Raw genomic sequence first — 15,460 nt, 5'->3', positions numbered from 1 at the left:
TCGGGCCCGGCGCTGAGGGCGGGTGGCGGGCCGTCCGCGGGCCTGCGCGCCGAGCGGCTCAGGTGTCCCAGTCGCCGCCGCCGCCGACGTCGCCTGCATCCAGCCCGGCCGAATTGTCCGGGGCCGCATCCCAGGACCCCGGCTCCTGGATGCCGAAGTCCTGCCCGCCCATGTCGGCGTTGACCATGCCGTCCGGGCCGGGGTACCAGCCGGCGGTGTCGTTGCCGGCCGGCTGGGCGGGCGGCCCGGGGTGCTGGTCGAACATGCGACGGCCGATCTCGTGGGCGGCGACCGCGCCGGCGCCCACCGCCAGCCCGGTGGCGAGGCCACGGCCGAGCGCCGATCCCATCGATGGGCCCTGCGCCCCCGGTCCCCACCCACCGCCAGGGGCCGCGCCCGTCCACGCGCCGGCGGGGCCTGGCTGCATGCCCGGGCCCGCGTAGGGCGTGGCGCCCGGTGTACCCGGGCCTTGCGGGCCGTGCGGGCCGGCGCCAGGTGTGCCGAAGCTGCCCGCGGGCGGCATGCCCAGCGGCGCGGTGCGTGCGGCCTGGCGCCGGCGCAGCAGGGCCAGCGCCCCGACCACCAGTGCCGCACCGATCGCCAGCGTGCCCCATGGCAGGCCAGGGCCGGCCGACGCCGCGGACCGGACATCGCCCGGCGCGCCGGGGCCGCCCATCGCGCGGGTGTCGGCCGGCCCCTGCGCCAGGCGGTCGACCTGGGTGCGCAGCGCCTGCACGGCGTCGGACCGCGCGAACGGCAGGCCCGGCGCGAGCCGCTCGGCGGCCGCCAGCTCCTGCTGCGCCAGGCCGGCGTCGCGCTGACGGGCGGCAATCTCGGCCCGCACGTAATGCGCCTTGGCGCTGTCCGGATGGTTGCGCACGACCTGGTCGACCATGGTCCGGGCCTGCGCCAGCCGGCCGCTGTTGGCGGCCTGGTAGATCTGGTCGACGGTGGGCTCCGACTGCGCCCGGGCGGCGGTGCCGCCGACGGCGACGACGAGCAGCGTGAACAGGACGGCGATGAGCCGGTGCAGGAAAGGCATCGGGACTCCTTGCCCCGCCTTCCGCGCGGCGGGCTGGCCAAGATTGCCGCCGCGGCGGCGGGCCGGCGGTGAGAAGACGGCGCGCGCGCGAGTAGGAACGCGATCACGCGCGCGCCGGCAGCCGCCGGCCCGGTCTGCGGCGCTGCTGCCGGCCGCGGTCCATGCGCGATGCATGCAGGTCCGAGCCGTGCGCCTGGCACGGCCGTGCCCGGCCGTTGACCTTCGTCAAGGCCGGGGACCCGGCGCAGACCTACGCTGCGGGCCATCCGACAACGCAGGAGCCCGCCATGTACCGCCGCATCCTCGTCGCCACCGACGACTCCAAGCTGTCGCGCAAGGCCGTGCAGTCGGCCATCGGGCTGGCCGCGGCGACCCGGGCCGACCTGGTGGCGCTGCACGTGGTGCCACGCTATCCGCTGAGCTTCTTCGAAGGCGCCGTGGCCCTGGAGCCCGAGCAGATCGCGCGCATCGAGCAGCAATGGGCCGACAAGGGCCGGGCCGTGGTCGATGCCGTCGCCGAGGAGGCCGGCGAAGCCGGGGTCAGGGCGCGGCCCGTGGTCACCCGATCCGACGCCGTGGCTGACGCCATCGTCGCCGCCGCCCGCAGGCACAAGTGCGACCTGATCGTGATGGCCTCCCACGGCCGCCGCGGGCTCAGCCGCGTGCTGCTGGGAAGCGAAACCCAGCATGTCCTGACGCACGCCAGCACGCCCGTGCTGGTGCTACGCTGACCGCCGTTCCAAGCACAACCTCGACAACACGAAGGAGACCCGATGCGCATCGTCCTCGCCGCCGACGGCAGCAAGTTCACCAAGAAGGCCCTGGCCTTCCTCGCCACCCACGAATCCCTGGCCGGCCCCGACGACGAGGTGGTGGTCGTCAACGTGCAGCCGCCGATGCCACCACGGGTGCGCACCATGGTCGGCGCCGCCGCGGTGAACGGCTACCACGAGGAGGAGGCAGCCAAGGTGCTGGCGCCGATCGAGAAGTTCCTCCAGCGCAAGGGCATCAGCGCCAGCTGCGAATGGAAGGCGGGCGAACCGGCCTCGCAGATCGTGGCCGCCGCCCAGAAGGCCAAGGCCCATCTGATCGTGATGGGCACCCATGGCTACGGGATGCTCGGCCGTGCGGTGATGGGCAGCGTGGCCACGCGCGTGCTGGCCGAGTCGCCGATCCCCGTGCTGCTGGTGAAGTGAGCCCGGGGCGGGCCGGGGCGCTGGCGCGGGCGCGCCGGCGTGCCGCGGCGGCGCGGCACAATCGCGGGCCATGACCGAGACCGCACGCCCAGCCCTCCCCGACCGCCTCTCCATCGATCCCCGCAGCCCGTTCCACGTGCCGGCTGTCTTCGCGCACGAGGTCGGCATCCGCTTCAACGGCAAGGAGCGCGGGGACGTCGAGGAGTACTGCATCAGCGAAGGATGGGTGCGGGTGCCCGCCGGCAAGACGGTGGACCGCCGCGGGCAGCCGCTGATGATCAAGCTCAAGGGCCAGGTCGAAGCCTTCTACCGCTGAGGCAGGCGTCGACGGCGCGCCGGACGGCGCACCGTCTCGACCCCATCCGTCCGCAGCCCGCAAGGGCCCGTTAGGGCCAGCCCGAACGGGCCGGGTTCGGCCCACACTTGTCTCCCAGGTCGTTTTGGGAGAACCGCATGGCCGAGTTGGTGGTCGGGCCGGCACGGGCCGCATCCGAGGGCAAGGCGGGGACACCGCCGCGCGAGCCGGCCGACGAGGGCAGCGAGGGGCACGCGCGCGAAGCACCGCCGCCCGCCCCGGCCTCCCAGCTGTCGCAGTTCACCCGCGCGCTCGCCGCGCAGGAGCAGCGCGGGTTCACCGACTTCGCCGCGCTGCACGCCCACTCGGTGCGCCACTTCCGCCGGTTCTGGCGCGCGGTGGTGGACTGGGCGGGCGACTCGCTGGGCCTGGTGGGCGAGCCCGAGCCGGTGTGCGTCGGCGACGACTGCGAGCACGCACGCTTCTTCCCGGGGCTGCGGCTGAACTACGCCGACAGCCTCCTGAACCTGCGCGTCGCGGACGCCGACGCTCCCGCGCTGACGTCGGTGCATGCCGACGGCCGCCGCGTGCGCTGGCGACGCGGCGAACTGCGCGACGCCGTGAAGCGGCTCGCGCAGTCGTTCCACGCGCTGGGCCTGCGCGTGGGCGACCGGGTGGCCGCGGTGCTGCGCAACGACGGCCAGGCCGTCCTGGCGGGGCTCGCGGTGGCCGCCGTCGGCGCGACGCTCTCCACCGCCTCGCCCGACATGGGCGTCGAGGCCCTGATCGACCGCTTCGCGCCGCTCGCGCCCCGCGTCCTGGTCGCGCACGCCGCGCCACAGCCGTTCGACAGCGGTCCGGCCCTGCCCGAGAAGCTCGACGCCCTGTGCCGCGCGCTGCCCTCGCTGCAGGCCGTCGTCCTCATCGACGGCGAACTCGCGGCCGCGACCTGCGCCGTCGAGCGGATGGACCGCCTGCTGGCCGACGGGGACGCCGACGCGTTCGCATTCGAGCCGTTCCCGTTCGACCATCCGCTGTTCGTCATGTTCTCCTCGGGGACGACCGGCCGCCCCAAGTGCATCGTGCACGGGGCCGGCGGCACGTTGCTGGAACACGTGAAGGAGCACCGGCTGCACACCGACCTGCGGCCGGAGGACCGCCTGTACTTCCACACCAGCTGCAGCTGGATGATGTGGAACTGGCAGCTCTCCGCCCTCGCGTCGGGCGCCGAGATCGTCACCTGGGACGGACCCATCCCGACCGTCGACCGGCTCTGGCGCCTGGCGGCCGACGAGGCCGTGACGGTCTTCGGCACCAGCCCGCCCTACCTGCGCATGTCGCAGGAGGCCGGCCTGGTGCCGGGGTCGCAGTTCGACCTGCGGCGGCTGCGCGCGATCCTCTCGACCGGCTCCGTGCTGCATGACCGGCAGTACGACTGGGTCGCGCAGGCGGTCGGTCCGCAGCCGCTGCAGTCGATTTCGGGCGGCACCGACATCATCGGCTGCTTCGTCCTGGGCCACCCCGACCTGCCGGTGCACCCCGGCGAGGCGCAGTGCAGGAGCCTGGGCCTGGACGTGCAGGCCTGGGACCACGGCAGCCCGGTCGACGGGATCGGGCAGCTGGTGTGCGCGAACCCGTTTCCTTCGCGGCCGCTCGGCCTGTTCGGCGACACCGACGGCGCGTGCTTCCATGCCGCGTACTTCGCGCAGAACCCCGGCGTGTGGAGCCACGGCGACCTGATCGAGTTCTCGCCCGCAGGCGGGGCGCGATTGCACGGCCGCGTGGACGGCGTGCTCAATGTGCGCGGGATCAAGGTCTCGCCCGGCGAGATCGAACGGGTGCTGCACACCATGCCCGGAGTCCGCGAAGCGATGGTGGTGGAGCATCAGTCCCCCGCGCGCGAGGCGGTGACCGTCGCCCTGGTGGTCGTGGCCGAGGGCGTCGACACGGGTGCGGCCTTCGTCGCCCGCGTGCGGCGCGAGGTGGCGGGCCGGCTCTCGGCGGCGCACGTGCCCGATCGGGTCCTCGAAGTCCCGGCCCTGCCGGTCACCCAGAACGGCAAGCTCTCGCATGCCGCCGCGCGCGCCGCCCTCGCGGGCGGCGCCCCCGCCAACCTGTCGGCGCTGCGCAATCCCGAGAGCATCGACGCCATCCGGCGGCACGCGCAGCTGCAGACGGCGGCCGCTTCTGCGGCGGCCGGCACGCAGCCGCTGGAACGCGAGCTCGAAGCCTCCTGGGCCGAGCTGTTCGGATTGACCGCGGTGCGGCCGGAGGACGACTTCTTCGAGCTCGGTGGGAATTCGCTGATGGCGGCGCGGCTGATGGCACGCGTGAAGGCGGTCAGCGGCCTGGAGCTTCCCCTGTCGGCGCTGCTGCAGGCGCCCACCCTGGGCCAGCTCGCGCAGCTCGTTCGCTCCCGGCCCGATGCGATGTCCCAGGGGCCGGCGGTGCGGCTGCGCGATGGCGCCGGCCCCGCCCTCTTCCTGGTCCACGGCCTGAGCGGCACCGTCCTCGAATGCCGGGCGCTGGTGCAGGCCCTGTGCACGTCCAGGCCGGTGTACGGCTTCCAGGCGCTGGGGGTGGACGGCACGCAGCCGCCGCAGGGCGACGTGCGAGACATCGCCGCGACGTACGTGCAGGCGCTGCGCACCGTGCAGCCGCAGGGGCCGTACGCGGTGTGCGGCTACTCGTTCGGCGGCCTGGTCGCCCTGGAGATCGCGCGCGCGCTGGCGCAGGCCGGCGAGACGCTCGAGCTGGTGGCGTTGCTCGACACCTATGTGCACCAGGACCTGGCGCCCCTGGCACGCGCGCTCTCGCGCGGGCGCCGCGGCTGGCGCACGGTGGCCGCCCTGCCCGCGCGCGAGTGGCCGGCCTATGTCGCGGGAGCCGCGCGTCGCCTGGCGGGCCGCGGCGCCGAGTCGCCCGCGACCGGCCTGCAGCCGCCGACGGGGCTGTCCGATGCGCAGCGCGCCGTCTACGACACGTTGCTGCAGGCCTTGGCGCAATACCGGCCCGAGCCGTTCGCCGGCGCACCGGTCACCTACCTGCGGGCCCGGATGCCGCTGGGCGGCTACGACGACCCGCTGCCGGTGTGGCGCCGCATCGCGCGCTCGGGCCTGGACGTGGTGCGGGTGTCCGGCGGGCACCTCGACCTGATGGGCCCGCAGGTGCGCGGCGTGGCCGCCGCGCTCGACGCGGCGCTGCAACGCGCCGACGCGCTGGCCGCAGCGGCGCACCGGCTGCCGTCAGACCGGCGCTCCGGCATCGCGCGCACGTGACGCACGACGGCCCGCACCCGGTCACGCCTGGGGAGGCACCTCGGGCGGCAGCAGGGATTCGGTGCGCACCGAGACCGGCTCCAGCGTGTTCGGATCCAGCTCGAGGCGGATGACCTTGACCACCGGCCCGGAGGGCAGCTCGCGCGGGATCAGGCCGCGGTCCACGTAGACATTGCCCAGCGCCGCGCCTTCCGACTCGTGGCGCACCACGGGCAGCCAGTTGACCACCGCGCGCGGCTTGACGCGGAACCGCAGGCCCGGGGCCGCGCGGACCAGCGTCACGATCGCCGCACCCGGCTCCATGTCGGTCCAGCCGTCCTCGTTCGGTGTGACCTGCACCACCTTGCCGTCGAGCACGGCTTGGATGAGGTCGGCGTTCGGGATGGGCATCAGGGGAGTCTCCATGCTGGACAGGGGCAAGCGGCGCGCCCGCCGCTGCGGTGGCGGACGGGCGCAGCAGGCGGTCAGCGCAGCAGCGCCTGCGCCGCCTTGCGGTCGGCCACCACCTTCTGCGCGGAGGGCCGCTCACCCACCAGCCGCAGGTAGCCCTTGTAGTCGATGCCACCGGCCACCAGCAGGTCCTCTCCGAAGACCGCCCGGGTGGCCAGGCCCACCAGCGGCAGGTGGTTGAAGGCGCAGCAATCGGCCAGGGTGAACGCGTCACCGGCCACGAACGGGGCGAAGCGCGCCAGCCTCCGGAAGGCGCGGATGCGCTCCTCGAGCTCGCGGCGCAGGCGGGCCGCCTCGTCGGGCGCCAGGGGGTCGGCGCCGAAGAAGGCCGGACCGTAGAGCTTGCGCGCGGTGATCTCCAGATGCCAGTCGATGAAGGTGGCAAGCTCGCGCACCTTCGCGGCCTGGAAGGCGTCGGCGGGCAGCAGCGCCGGCGTCGGCCAGCTCGCCTCGATCCACTCCAGGATGGGCTGGCTCTCGCACAGCGCGCGGCCGTCGTCCAGCCGCAGGAAGGGGATCTTGCCCAGCGGAGAGGCGGCGAGCACAGCCTCGTCCGTGCGGCCCGTCGGGGTGAGCACCTCATCGAAGGGCACTCCCTTGTCGAGCAGCGCGAGCTTGACCTTGTTGTAGTAGTTCGAGATCGGCGAACCGTGCAATGCGAGGGCCATGGGCGGTCTCCTGTGTGGCGGCCAAGTCTAGACCGGGCCGGGTAGTCCGACCGGGCTACTACCCGAGCGCCGTGGAGGCGCCCAGAATGGTTGAGACAACAAAGGGAGACACGCCATGCTCCAGGACTGCGCCCCCGCGGGCGTCGCCGGTGTCCGTCCACACCGCGCGCCCATCGCGATCCTGTCGTACCACCAGACGGCGACGCCGCCGGCGCGTGGCACACCCTACCGATCCCTGGTGCTGCCCCCCGCGCAGTTCGAACGCCAGCTGCGCGCCCTGCGCCTGCTCGGATGGCGCGGGCTGTCGCTGCGCGACCTGGAGCCCTACCTCGCGGGCCGCCTCACCGGCAGGGTGTTCGGCATCACGCTGGACGACGGCTACCGCAACAACTTCGACCACGCGCTGCCGGTGCTGCGCGAGCTGGGGTTCACCGCCACCGCCTTCGCCGTGAGCTCGCAGCTGGGGGGCAGCAACGTGTGGGACCACGCAAACGGGGTGCCGCCCGCCCCGCTCATGGACGTGGCGCACCTGCGCACATGGTCGGCGGCCGGCATGGAGGTGGGCGGCCACACGCGCCACCACGTCAACCTGTGTGCCTGCACCGACGCGAAGGCACGCGACGAGATCACCGGCTGCCGCCAGGAGCTGGAAGACGTGCTCGGCGCCGAGGTGCGCAGCTTCTCCTACCCGCACGGCCTGCACGCCGCCCAGCACGTGGAGATGGTGCGGGAGGCGGGCTTCACCCGCGCGGTCACGGTGGTGAGCGCGCGCGCCGGCTGGAACGACGAGCCGCTGCGGCTGCCGCGCCTGTCGGTGCACGCGACCGAACCACTTGCGATGCTGGTGGCCCGCGTGACCACGCCGCTGGAAGACTGGCGCATCGCGCGCCGGCTGCGCCGCGCCGCGGCCGCCATGCCCGCCACGTCCATGCCGGCCGCCGCGCCGGCCGCCACCGCGGCACCGGCAGCGTCGGCGCTGGCCGAGCAGCGGTTGACGGAGGGCCTGGCGCCGCAGGCCGCCGCGATCAGCGGCGTGGCCCAGTCGATGTCCTGAGGCGGCCTGCTCAGGCCGCGGTGCGCGCCCGGTCGGCGATGGCGGCGGACAGCAGTTCCTCGATCTGCCGCGGCTCGACCGGCTTGATGAGGTGCGCGTCGAAGCCGGCCGCCTGCGTCCGCTCGCGGTCGCGTTCCTGCCCCCAGCCCGTGACGGCGACGATGAAGGTGCGCGCCCCCCAGGGCTGCTGGCGGACCCAGCGCGCCACGTCGTAGCCGGAGGCGCGCGGCATGCCCAGGTCGAGCACGATGGCTTGCGGCTGCACGATGGCCGCCAGCTCCATGGCGGCGATGCCGTCGTACGCCACCTGCACGGCGTAGCCGTCCGCGCGCAGCACCTCCGCCAGGGCGTCGGTGGCATCCACGTTGTCGTCGACCACCATCAGCTGCGCCACGCCCGGGCTGGCCTGCGGCAGCCCCGCCGCCGGGATCGAGACCAGCAGCTCGGGTTCCACCGCGGGCAGGCGGACCTCGAACACCGATCCCTTGCCGCGGCCCTCGCTGGTGACGGTGACGCTGCCACCCTGCAGCTCGGCCAGCGCCTTGACCACCGCCAGCCCGATGCCCAGGCCGCCCTGCGGGCCGTTGGTGCGCTCGTGCGCCTGGGCGAACAGGCCGAACACGCGCTCGATCTGGTCGGGCGCGATGCCGATGCCGTTGTCGCGCACGGAGATCACCGCGTGCTCGGCGATGCTGGCCAGGTCGAGTTCGATGCGGCCGCCGCCCGGCGTGAACTTCACGGCGTTGTGCAGCAGGTTGTTCACGATCTGGGCGATCCGCGCCTTGTCGCCCACCACGGGCACCGGTCCGGGGGGCTGGCGCACGGTCAGGGTGTGACCGGCGGCGTCGACCAGCGGGCGCGCGATCTCGACCCCCAGCGCCACGGCCTCGCGCAGGTCGAACGGCTCGCGCTGCAGGTCGATCTTGCCGCGCGTGATGCGGCTGACATCCAGCAGGTCGTCCAGCAGCCGCGCCAGGTGCGCCGTCTGCCGGTCGATGACGTCGCGCGCCCGGGCCAGCGCGGTGGGGGGCATGTCGTCGCGCAGCAGCCGCACGGCATAGCGGATCGGCGTGACGGGGTTGCGCAGCTCGTGGCTGAGCATCGCGATGAAGTCGTCCTTGTCCTTGCTGGCGCGCTCGGCCACCAGCCGGGCCTCGTGCTCGCGCGTCAGCAGCTGCTCGCGCTGGATCTCGCCCTGCCGCACGACGCGCGCCGTCTGGGCCAGCGCCTCGCCCATCCGGTCGAGTTCCTCGACGCCGGTCGTCGGCGGGTCGATCTCGCGGCCGGTGATCGCGCCTTCGGCGCTGGCGCCCACCTTGCGCAGCGCCGCGCGCAGGCGGCGGCTGGTGGCCAGGGCCAGCGCGATGCCCGCGGTGCTGGCCAGGCCGGCCAGCACCGCGACCAGCAGCAGCCGGTTGCGCACCGGCGCCAGCAGCGCCTCGGTCGGATAGGCGAAGGCGAGCCGCCACGGCGTGCCCGTGACCGGCACCCAGACCACGTCGGCGGAGCGGCCTTCGAACGTCGGGGCATGCACCCGGCCCTCCCCGGAACGGCGCAGGCCCTCGAGCATCGGCTCGGCCGGCTGCCGGCCGCGGTACTTCAGTGCATCGACGTTGCGGGCGATCGCGCGCAGGTTCTGGTCCAGCAGGCCGCCGACGTTCGGCGGCGCGAGGAAGTCGGCCAGCAGCGTGTCCAGCCATTCGACCCGCAGCTCCGCGACGATGACGCGCCGTTCGCCGCGGCCACGCACCGGCACCGCGATGCTCACCACCTGGCGGCCGTCGGCCGAGTCGTACAGCGCGGAGACGAGCGACCGCTGCGTGCGGGCCGCCTCGGCCGCGAGCGCCAGCGGTGCGGCCGGCCGGGCGACGGCGGGCGCGGCCGCGAGTGCATTGCCCTGCGCATCGGTCAGCAGCAGCGTGCGCCAGTCGCGGCGCACGCGCAGGAGCTCGGCGGCATCCTGCCGGAACTGGCCCGGCTCCAGCGACAGCAGCAGGCTGCCGGCCGCGAACGAGTCGAGCCGCGCACGCGTTCCGTCGATCTCGCGGGCGACGGCGGCCGACGTCGCGCGGGCCATCGTGAAGTGGCGCTGCCAGAGTTCCTCGCGCTGGTCGTGCGCCAGCAGCAGGAACAGCGCGACGCTGACCGCCAGCAAAGGCACGGCCACGGCGAGCAGCGGCGCCAGGATGCTCCGGCGCAGCGTTCTCGGTGCCCAGAGGTCGAACGACGGGACGCGCACGGAACACAGCATACGCGCGCGGCGGCCGCCGCCCCTGTCAACTCTGACAGGAGGAGACCTGCGCACAAACCCTGAGGCCCGCTGCGGCGTGGCGGGGCTATCCTGCGCCTCCCAAAAGAACGAACGGTCGTTCTATTCAGTGGTTCGTTCTACTTCAACAGGAGACACCATGGATTGGAAGAAGTCGACGACGGCCCTGGCCGCCGCCTCGTTCGCCGCGCTCGCGGTGCTGACCGCCTGCGGCGGTGGCGGCGATGCCGCGGGTCCGAAGAGCTCGTTCTCGCGCGTGGTCGTGGCCGGCGACAGCCTGGCCGATGTCGGCACGTTCGGCGCCAAGGCCACCGTGCAGAACTCGGCCGACCCCAAGGGCTTCCCGCTGTTCCCGGAGATCGTCGCGCAGAGCTACGGCCTGACCGGCCAGTGCAACTTCTACCGGTTCACGGGCTCCACCTTTGCCCCCAACAGCACGCCCGGCTGCACCAACTTCGCGATCGGCAACGGCTACATCGTCAATCCCGCGTCGCAGGGCGGCGCCGCCGGCCCGCAGTCGATCCCGCTGCAGCTGTCGCAGGCGGCCACGGCGGCGGGCGGCCGCTGGTCCGCGAGCGACCTGATCCTGGTGGACGGCGGCGGCAACGATGCCAAGGACCTGATCGGCGCCTACCTGGGCCTGTCGGCCGGCGCGCCGGGCCTGGCCAACTACCAGGCCTTCCTCGGCCAGCAGCTGGACAGCGCCACGCTGGCCGCCACGCTGCCGCAGACCAACGGCCCCGCGCTCGCCGCCGGCCTGTACATGCAGAAGGTGGCCGACACCTACTACGAGGCGATCAAGACGCAGGCGCTCGACAAGGGCGCCACCCACGTGGCGGTGCTGAACATGCCCGACGTGACCCTGACGCCGCGCTTCCGTGCCGCGCTGGCCGGCGTCGCCGCGGCGAGCGGCGGCGGCAGCACGGGCGCGGCCGCGGCGGCGACGCTGCAGGGCGCCATCCGCCAGTGGATCACCGCCTTCAACGACCGGCTGCGTGCCCGCGTGGCGGGCGATGCACGCATCGCGCTGGTCGACTTCTACGCCGACCTCACCGACGAAGTCGCCAACTTCACCGCCTACGGGCTGACCAATGCCACGGCGGCGTCGTGCCCGGCCACGGGGACGGACAGCTCCGGCCTGCCGACCTACAGCTTCCCGGCCTGCACCTCCGCCGCGCTCGACGCCGCGCCGCCGGCCGGCGCCTCGGCCGGCTGGTGGCAGACCTGGGCCTTCTCCGACGGCTTCCATCCGTCGCCGTACGGCCACCGCCTGCTGGCCGCCACCGTGAGCCGCGCCCTGGCGCGCGCCGGCTGGCTGTGAACCCCGTGCCCGAGGAGACCGCTTCCATGACGATCCGATTCCTGCCGGCCCGCGTGGCCTTTGCCGCCGCGCTGGCCGCCGGCGCGCTCTCCGCCCAGGGCCAGACGGCCGGCACCTGGATGGTGAGCGGCGGCATCACCCGCATCGCGCCCGACGTGTCCAGCGGCACGCTGGCTGCGCCCTCGCCGCCCGGCACCACGGTCGACATCGACGCCGACACCCGGCCGACCCTCGCGGTGGGCCGCATGCTCACGGACCACTGGTCGGTCGAGGTGCCGATCGGCCCCGCGTTCAAGCACACCATCACCGGCGCCGGCGCCATCGCCGGGGTCGGCGCGATCGGCACCGTGCGGGTGCTGCCCGCCACGGTCTTCCTGCAGTACCGGTTCCTGGCGCCGACCTCGCGCATCCGGCCCTACGCGATGCTGGGCGCCACCTACGCCTACTTCCACAAGGAGCACGGCAGCGCGACGCTCAATGCGCTCAATCCGCTGAACCCGGCCGGCGGCACGGGCCTGTCGGTGGAGTCGAAGTTCGGCTTCACGCCGGGCCTGGGCGTGACCGCGTCCATCGACGACCGCTGGTTCGTCGACCTGCAGTACGCCCGGTCGCTGCTGCGCACCACGGCCACCCTGTCCACCGGCCAGACCATCAGCACCAAGCTCAACCCCGACGTGCTGCGGGTCGGCGTCGGCATGCGCTTCTGACGCCGCAAGGGGCCCTAGACTGGGCCCCTTTCGCGTTCAAGGAGCTTCCATGCAGGACCGGCAGACCGCCGTCATCACCGGCTCGGCCAGCGGCGTCGGCGCCGCCACCGCGCTGCAACTGGCCGGCCGCGGCTGGAACGTGGTCATCAACTATTCGCGCAGCGCCGACGAGGCGCAGGCCACCGCGCAGGCCTGCCGCGACGCCGGCGCCGAGGCGCTGGTGGTGCAGGCCGACGTGGCCGACGACGCGCAGTGCCGCGCGCTGGTCGACGCGGCGGTGGGCCGCTGGGGCCGCCTCGACGCGCTGGTGAACAACGCCGGCACCTCGGTGTTCGGCGATGCCGCCCGCTGGGACGCGCTGGATGCGCAGGCGTTCCAGCACATCCTGGGCGTCAACACCGTGGGCACGTTCCAGATGGTGCGCGCCGCCGTGCCGCACCTGAAGGCGGTGCAGGGCTGCATCGTCAACGTGTCCTCCGTGGCCGGCGCCCTGGGCATCGGGTCGTCGATGCCCTACATCGCATCCAAGGGGGCGATGAACGCGATGACGCTGCACCTGGCGCGCACGCTCGCGCCCGAGATCCGCGTCAACGCGGTCTGCCCCGGCCTGATCACCTCGCGCTGGTTCGCGCGCGGCATCGGCGAGGAAGGCTACGAGAAGGTGCGCCGTGCCTACGAGGCCGAGGTGCCGCTGGGGCGTGCCTGCACGCCGGAGGACGTGGCCGAGGCCATCGTCTGGCTGGTGGCCGGCGCGCGCACCGTGACCGGCGAGCTGCTGCTGCTGGACAGCGGCACCCATCTGGGCCGCGCGGCCCGTCCTGCCGACCCGCGGCCCCGCTGAATCCGGCGGCGGGCGGCTAGGCAAACGGCTTAGCGCCAGCAGGCTACAAAATGTTACTGTCGGGCTTGCTGCCGCGCACTGCGCGGCGTCGACCAGCGCGCCCATGCCGTTCCTTTCCCCCGACCCCGCAGAACGCCCCGGCGGCCCCGCCGGCCGGGAGACGCGGTCCACGCCACCAGCGGCGGCCGCCGGGGCGGCGTCCATCCTGACGTCCGCCGCCCCGCCCGCCATGGCCATGGCACTGCCCGAGCCGCCAGGCTTCTCGCGCGACGTGGTGCAACGTGTCTACCGTGGCAACGAACGGCTGTACGGCCGGGCCCGGGCGCTGTTCCTGGCCAGCGCCACCGGGCTGCTGCAGGACGTGGAGGCGTCGCTGGAGGGCGCGGACCACGGCCGCATCGCGGCACTGGCGCACAAGCTGCGCGGGTCCGCCGTGCTGGTCGGGGCGGCGCGGCTCGGGCATTTGCTGGGGACGGCCGAAGCCGGGTTGCTGCCCCCCGGCGAGATCGACGGCTGGCGCCAGGCGGCCCGCGCGGCGCTGGACGCCTACGCGCAGGTGCTGGTGGCGGGGCCGCAGCGGCAGCAGCCTCGGCGGCCTGATCCGCGGTCGCCATCGCGGCTGGCACATCCGTCCGCAGCGCAGTCCCCCGATGTCCGGCGACGATCCGGCGCTCGTCACACGATCGCCCGGACGTCGCCCGCCGCAGCATGCAAGGACCCGCCCTCCTCCTTCCCGGATCCGCCGTGCAGTTCTCGCAGTTTTCCATCGGAGCCCGCCTGGGCACCACTTTCGCCGCGCTCGTCCTGATCGTGCTCGCCGTCTCGGGGTTCGCCCTGCGCTCGCTGGGCGGCTCGGACACGCGGTTCCAGGAGTTCGTGGAAGGTGTCAACGCCCGCGCCAACACGGCAGCGGCGCTGCGCAAGGCCGTCGACGTCCGCGCGATCTCCGCCCGCAACCTGGTGCTGGTCGAGCAGCCGGCGGAACTCGCGGCCGAGAAGGCGGTGGTGCTGCAGGCCCACGGCGACGTCCAGAAGCTGCTCGCGCAGCTGACCAGCATGGCCCGGGCGCCCGGCGTGTCCCCGCTGGCACGCGAGAAGGTGGCCGAGATCGAGCGCATCGAGCGCAACTACGGTCCGGTGGCCGAGCACATCCTCGAGCTGGCGACCACGGGCCGCAAGCCCGAGGCGATCGCCGAGATGAACGCGAAATGCCGCCCGCTGCTGGCCGCGCTGATCCGGGCAACCGACGACTACGCCGCACTGACGGAGAAAGTCTCGTCGGAGCTGGTGGGCGCCTCGCACGACCGGTACGGCAGCGACCGCACGCTCCTGGTCGCGGCGTCCACCCTGGCCATCGCCTTCGCCGTGCTCGCCGGCTGGCTGGTCACCCGCTCGATCACCGGCCCCATCGGCCAGGCGGTGAAGGTCGCGCAGACGGTCGCGGCCGGCGACCTGCGCTCGGACATCCGCGCCAATGGGCGGGACGAGACCGCCAGGCTGCTGCTGGCCCTGCGCACGATGAACGAAGGCCTGGTGCGGCTGGTCGGCGAGGTCCGCCAGAGCAGCGACAGCATCGCCACCGGCTCGGGCCAGATCGCCACCGGCAACGCCGACCTGAGCCAGCGCACGGAGCAGCAGGCCTCCAGCCTGCAGGAGACCGCCGCGTCGATGCGGCAGCTCACCTCGACCGTGCAGGCCAACGCCGACACGGCGCGCCAGGCCACCGACCTGGCCAGCACGGCCAGCTCGATCGCGGCGCAGGGCGGCGAGGTGGTCGGCGAGGTGGTGGCCACGATGCAAGGCATCTCGGCCGCCAGCCGCAAGATCGCCGACATCACCGCCGTGATCGACGGCATCGCCTTCCAGACCAACATCCTGGCGCTCAACGCGGCGGTCGAGGCCGCCCGCGCCGGCGAGCAGGGCCGCGGCTTCGCGGTGGTCGCCGGCGAGGTGCGCAGCCTGGCGCAGCGCTCGGCCGAGGCGGCGCGCGAGATCAAGGCGCTGATCACCGACAGCGTGCAGCAGGTCGAGACGGGCAGTGCCCAGGTCACCCGCGCGGGCCGCACCATGGCCGAGATCGTCGGCCAGGTCCGCCGGGTGAACGACCTGATCGCCAACATCAGCGCCGCCACCCAGCAGCAGTCGGCCGGGATCGGCCAGGTCGGCGAGGCGGTCGGCCGGCTGGACGAGGTGACGCAGCAGAACGCGGCGCTGGTGGAACAGAGCGCCGCCGCGGCCACCAGCCTGAACCAGCAGGCGACGCGGCTGGTCGAGGCCGTGGGCGTGTTCACGCTGCACGGCGGCTCGCCGTCGGGCCTGCGTGCCGCCTGAGCCGGGCG

14 protein-coding genes are annotated in these 15,460 nt (G+C 73.9%); 10 read left to right on the top strand and 4 right to left on the bottom strand.

The window, feature by feature from the left end:
- Positions 1 to 58 precede the first annotated feature (58 nt).
- Positions 59 to 1,042 carry a hypothetical protein gene (locus tag VFE82_RS17325; RefSeq protein ID WP_325001584.1) on the bottom strand — a complete coding sequence of 328 codons (984 nt, stop codon included), beginning with the start codon at positions 1,040 to 1,042 and terminating at the stop codon, positions 59 to 61.
- 287 nt (positions 1,043 to 1,329) lie between these two features.
- On the opposite strand from VFE82_RS17325, the gene VFE82_RS17320 reads away from it, so the two are divergent.
- The 4 genes from VFE82_RS17320 to VFE82_RS17305 all read left to right on the top strand — a co-directional run bounded on the left by VFE82_RS17320 (position 1,330) and on the right by VFE82_RS17305 (position 5,811).
- Positions 1,330 to 1,773, top strand: coding sequence for a universal stress protein (locus tag VFE82_RS17320; RefSeq protein WP_325001583.1), 444 nt, complete (start codon positions 1,330 to 1,332; stop codon positions 1,771 to 1,773).
- Between the two features lie 42 nt (positions 1,774 to 1,815).
- A complete protein-coding gene (locus VFE82_RS17315; RefSeq protein WP_325001582.1) occupies positions 1,816 to 2,238 on the top strand; it encodes a universal stress protein in 423 nt (140 codons plus the stop codon).
- Between the two features lie 70 nt (positions 2,239 to 2,308).
- On the top strand, positions 2,309 to 2,554 hold the full coding sequence (locus tag VFE82_RS17310) for a DUF3297 family protein (RefSeq protein WP_325001581.1): 246 nt from the start codon (positions 2,309 to 2,311) through the stop codon (positions 2,552 to 2,554).
- 137 nt (positions 2,555 to 2,691) lie between these two features.
- On the top strand, positions 2,692 to 5,811 hold the full coding sequence (locus VFE82_RS17305) for an acetoacetate--CoA ligase (protein WP_325001580.1): 3,120 nt from the start codon (positions 2,692 to 2,694) through the stop codon (positions 5,809 to 5,811).
- A 21-nt stretch (positions 5,812 to 5,832) separates the two neighbouring features.
- On the opposite strand, the gene VFE82_RS17300 is transcribed toward VFE82_RS17305, so the two are convergent.
- Both VFE82_RS17300 and VFE82_RS17295 read right to left on the bottom strand, forming a co-directional pair.
- Positions 5,833 to 6,201 carry a hypothetical protein gene (locus VFE82_RS17300; protein ID WP_325001579.1) on the bottom strand — a complete coding sequence of 123 codons (369 nt, stop codon included), beginning with the start codon at positions 6,199 to 6,201 and terminating at the stop codon, positions 5,833 to 5,835.
- Between the two features lie 74 nt (positions 6,202 to 6,275).
- The gene (locus VFE82_RS17295) at positions 6,276 to 6,929 is read right to left on the bottom strand and encodes a glutathione S-transferase (protein WP_325001578.1); all 654 of its coding nucleotides are present in this window, start codon (positions 6,927 to 6,929) and stop codon (positions 6,276 to 6,278) included.
- Between the two features lie 115 nt (positions 6,930 to 7,044).
- On the opposite strand from VFE82_RS17295, the gene VFE82_RS17290 reads away from it, so the two are divergent.
- Positions 7,045 to 7,983 carry a polysaccharide deacetylase family protein gene (locus VFE82_RS17290; protein ID WP_325001577.1) on the top strand — a complete coding sequence of 313 codons (939 nt, stop codon included), beginning with the start codon at positions 7,045 to 7,047 and terminating at the stop codon, positions 7,981 to 7,983.
- Between the two features lie 10 nt (positions 7,984 to 7,993).
- On the opposite strand, the gene VFE82_RS17285 is transcribed toward VFE82_RS17290, so the two are convergent.
- Positions 7,994 to 10,222, bottom strand: coding sequence for a hybrid sensor histidine kinase/response regulator (locus VFE82_RS17285; RefSeq protein WP_325001576.1), 2,229 nt, complete (start codon positions 10,220 to 10,222; stop codon positions 7,994 to 7,996).
- A 169-nt stretch (positions 10,223 to 10,391) separates the two neighbouring features.
- Between VFE82_RS17285 and VFE82_RS17280 the strand changes: the two genes are divergently transcribed.
- The 5 genes from VFE82_RS17280 (at position 10,392) to VFE82_RS17260 (ending at position 15,452) form a co-directional block, all read left to right on the top strand.
- Entirely contained in the window at positions 10,392 to 11,573 is a 1,182-nt protein-coding gene (locus tag VFE82_RS17280) for an SGNH/GDSL hydrolase family protein (RefSeq protein WP_325001575.1), read from the top strand.
- A gap of 26 nt (positions 11,574 to 11,599) precedes the next feature.
- Positions 11,600 to 12,280 (top strand): OmpW/AlkL family protein, encoded by a 681-nt coding sequence (locus VFE82_RS17275; RefSeq protein WP_325001574.1) that lies wholly within the window; start codon positions 11,600 to 11,602, stop codon positions 12,278 to 12,280.
- Positions 12,281 to 12,329: 49 nt separating this feature from the next.
- Positions 12,330 to 13,121 (top strand): SDR family oxidoreductase, encoded by a 792-nt coding sequence (locus VFE82_RS17270; RefSeq protein WP_325001573.1) that lies wholly within the window; start codon positions 12,330 to 12,332, stop codon positions 13,119 to 13,121.
- Positions 13,122 to 13,224: 103 nt separating this feature from the next.
- Positions 13,225 to 13,929, top strand: coding sequence for an Hpt domain-containing protein (locus VFE82_RS17265; RefSeq protein WP_325001572.1), 705 nt, complete (start codon positions 13,225 to 13,227; stop codon positions 13,927 to 13,929).
- Positions 13,866 to 15,452, top strand: a complete 1,587-nt coding sequence (locus tag VFE82_RS17260) for a methyl-accepting chemotaxis protein (RefSeq protein ID WP_325001571.1) — start codon at positions 13,866 to 13,868, stop codon at positions 15,450 to 15,452. The genes VFE82_RS17265 and VFE82_RS17260 overlap by 64 nt, the downstream gene beginning before the upstream one ends.
- The last annotated feature ends 8 nt before the right edge of the window (positions 15,453 to 15,460 follow it).

The sequence above is a fragment of the Ramlibacter sp. genome (genome assembly GCF_035655895.1).
Classification (GTDB): domain Bacteria; phylum Pseudomonadota; class Gammaproteobacteria; order Burkholderiales; family Burkholderiaceae_C; genus Ramlibacter.
The sequence above is the reverse complement of the archived record's forward strand: the minus strand, read 5'-3'. Positions and strand labels throughout refer to the sequence as shown.

Coding starts and splice junctions, on each gene's coding strand:
- VFE82_RS17305 (WP_325001580.1), top strand. CDS start 2,692: ATGGCCGAGTTGGTGGTCGGGCCGGCACGGGCCGCATCCGAGGGCAAG.
- VFE82_RS17315 (WP_325001582.1), top strand. CDS start 1,816: ATGCGCATCGTCCTCGCCGCCGACGGCAGCAAGTTCACCAAGAAGGCC.
- VFE82_RS17265 (WP_325001572.1), top strand. CDS start 13,225: ATGCCGTTCCTTTCCCCCGACCCCGCAGAACGCCCCGGCGGCCCCGCC.
- VFE82_RS17310 (WP_325001581.1), top strand. CDS start 2,309: ATGACCGAGACCGCACGCCCAGCCCTCCCCGACCGCCTCTCCATCGAT.
- VFE82_RS17275 (WP_325001574.1), top strand. CDS start 11,600: ATGACGATCCGATTCCTGCCGGCCCGCGTGGCCTTTGCCGCCGCGCTG.
- VFE82_RS17325 (WP_325001584.1), bottom strand. CDS start 1,042: ATGCCTTTCCTGCACCGGCTCATCGCCGTCCTGTTCACGCTGCTCGTC.
- VFE82_RS17295 (WP_325001578.1), bottom strand. CDS start 6,929: ATGGCCCTCGCATTGCACGGTTCGCCGATCTCGAACTACTACAACAAG.
- VFE82_RS17280 (WP_325001575.1), top strand. CDS start 10,392: ATGGATTGGAAGAAGTCGACGACGGCCCTGGCCGCCGCCTCGTTCGCC.
- VFE82_RS17320 (WP_325001583.1), top strand. CDS start 1,330: ATGTACCGCCGCATCCTCGTCGCCACCGACGACTCCAAGCTGTCGCGC.
- VFE82_RS17270 (WP_325001573.1), top strand. CDS start 12,330: ATGCAGGACCGGCAGACCGCCGTCATCACCGGCTCGGCCAGCGGCGTC.
- VFE82_RS17300 (WP_325001579.1), bottom strand. CDS start 6,201: ATGCCCATCCCGAACGCCGACCTCATCCAAGCCGTGCTCGACGGCAAG.
- VFE82_RS17290 (WP_325001577.1), top strand. CDS start 7,045: ATGCTCCAGGACTGCGCCCCCGCGGGCGTCGCCGGTGTCCGTCCACAC.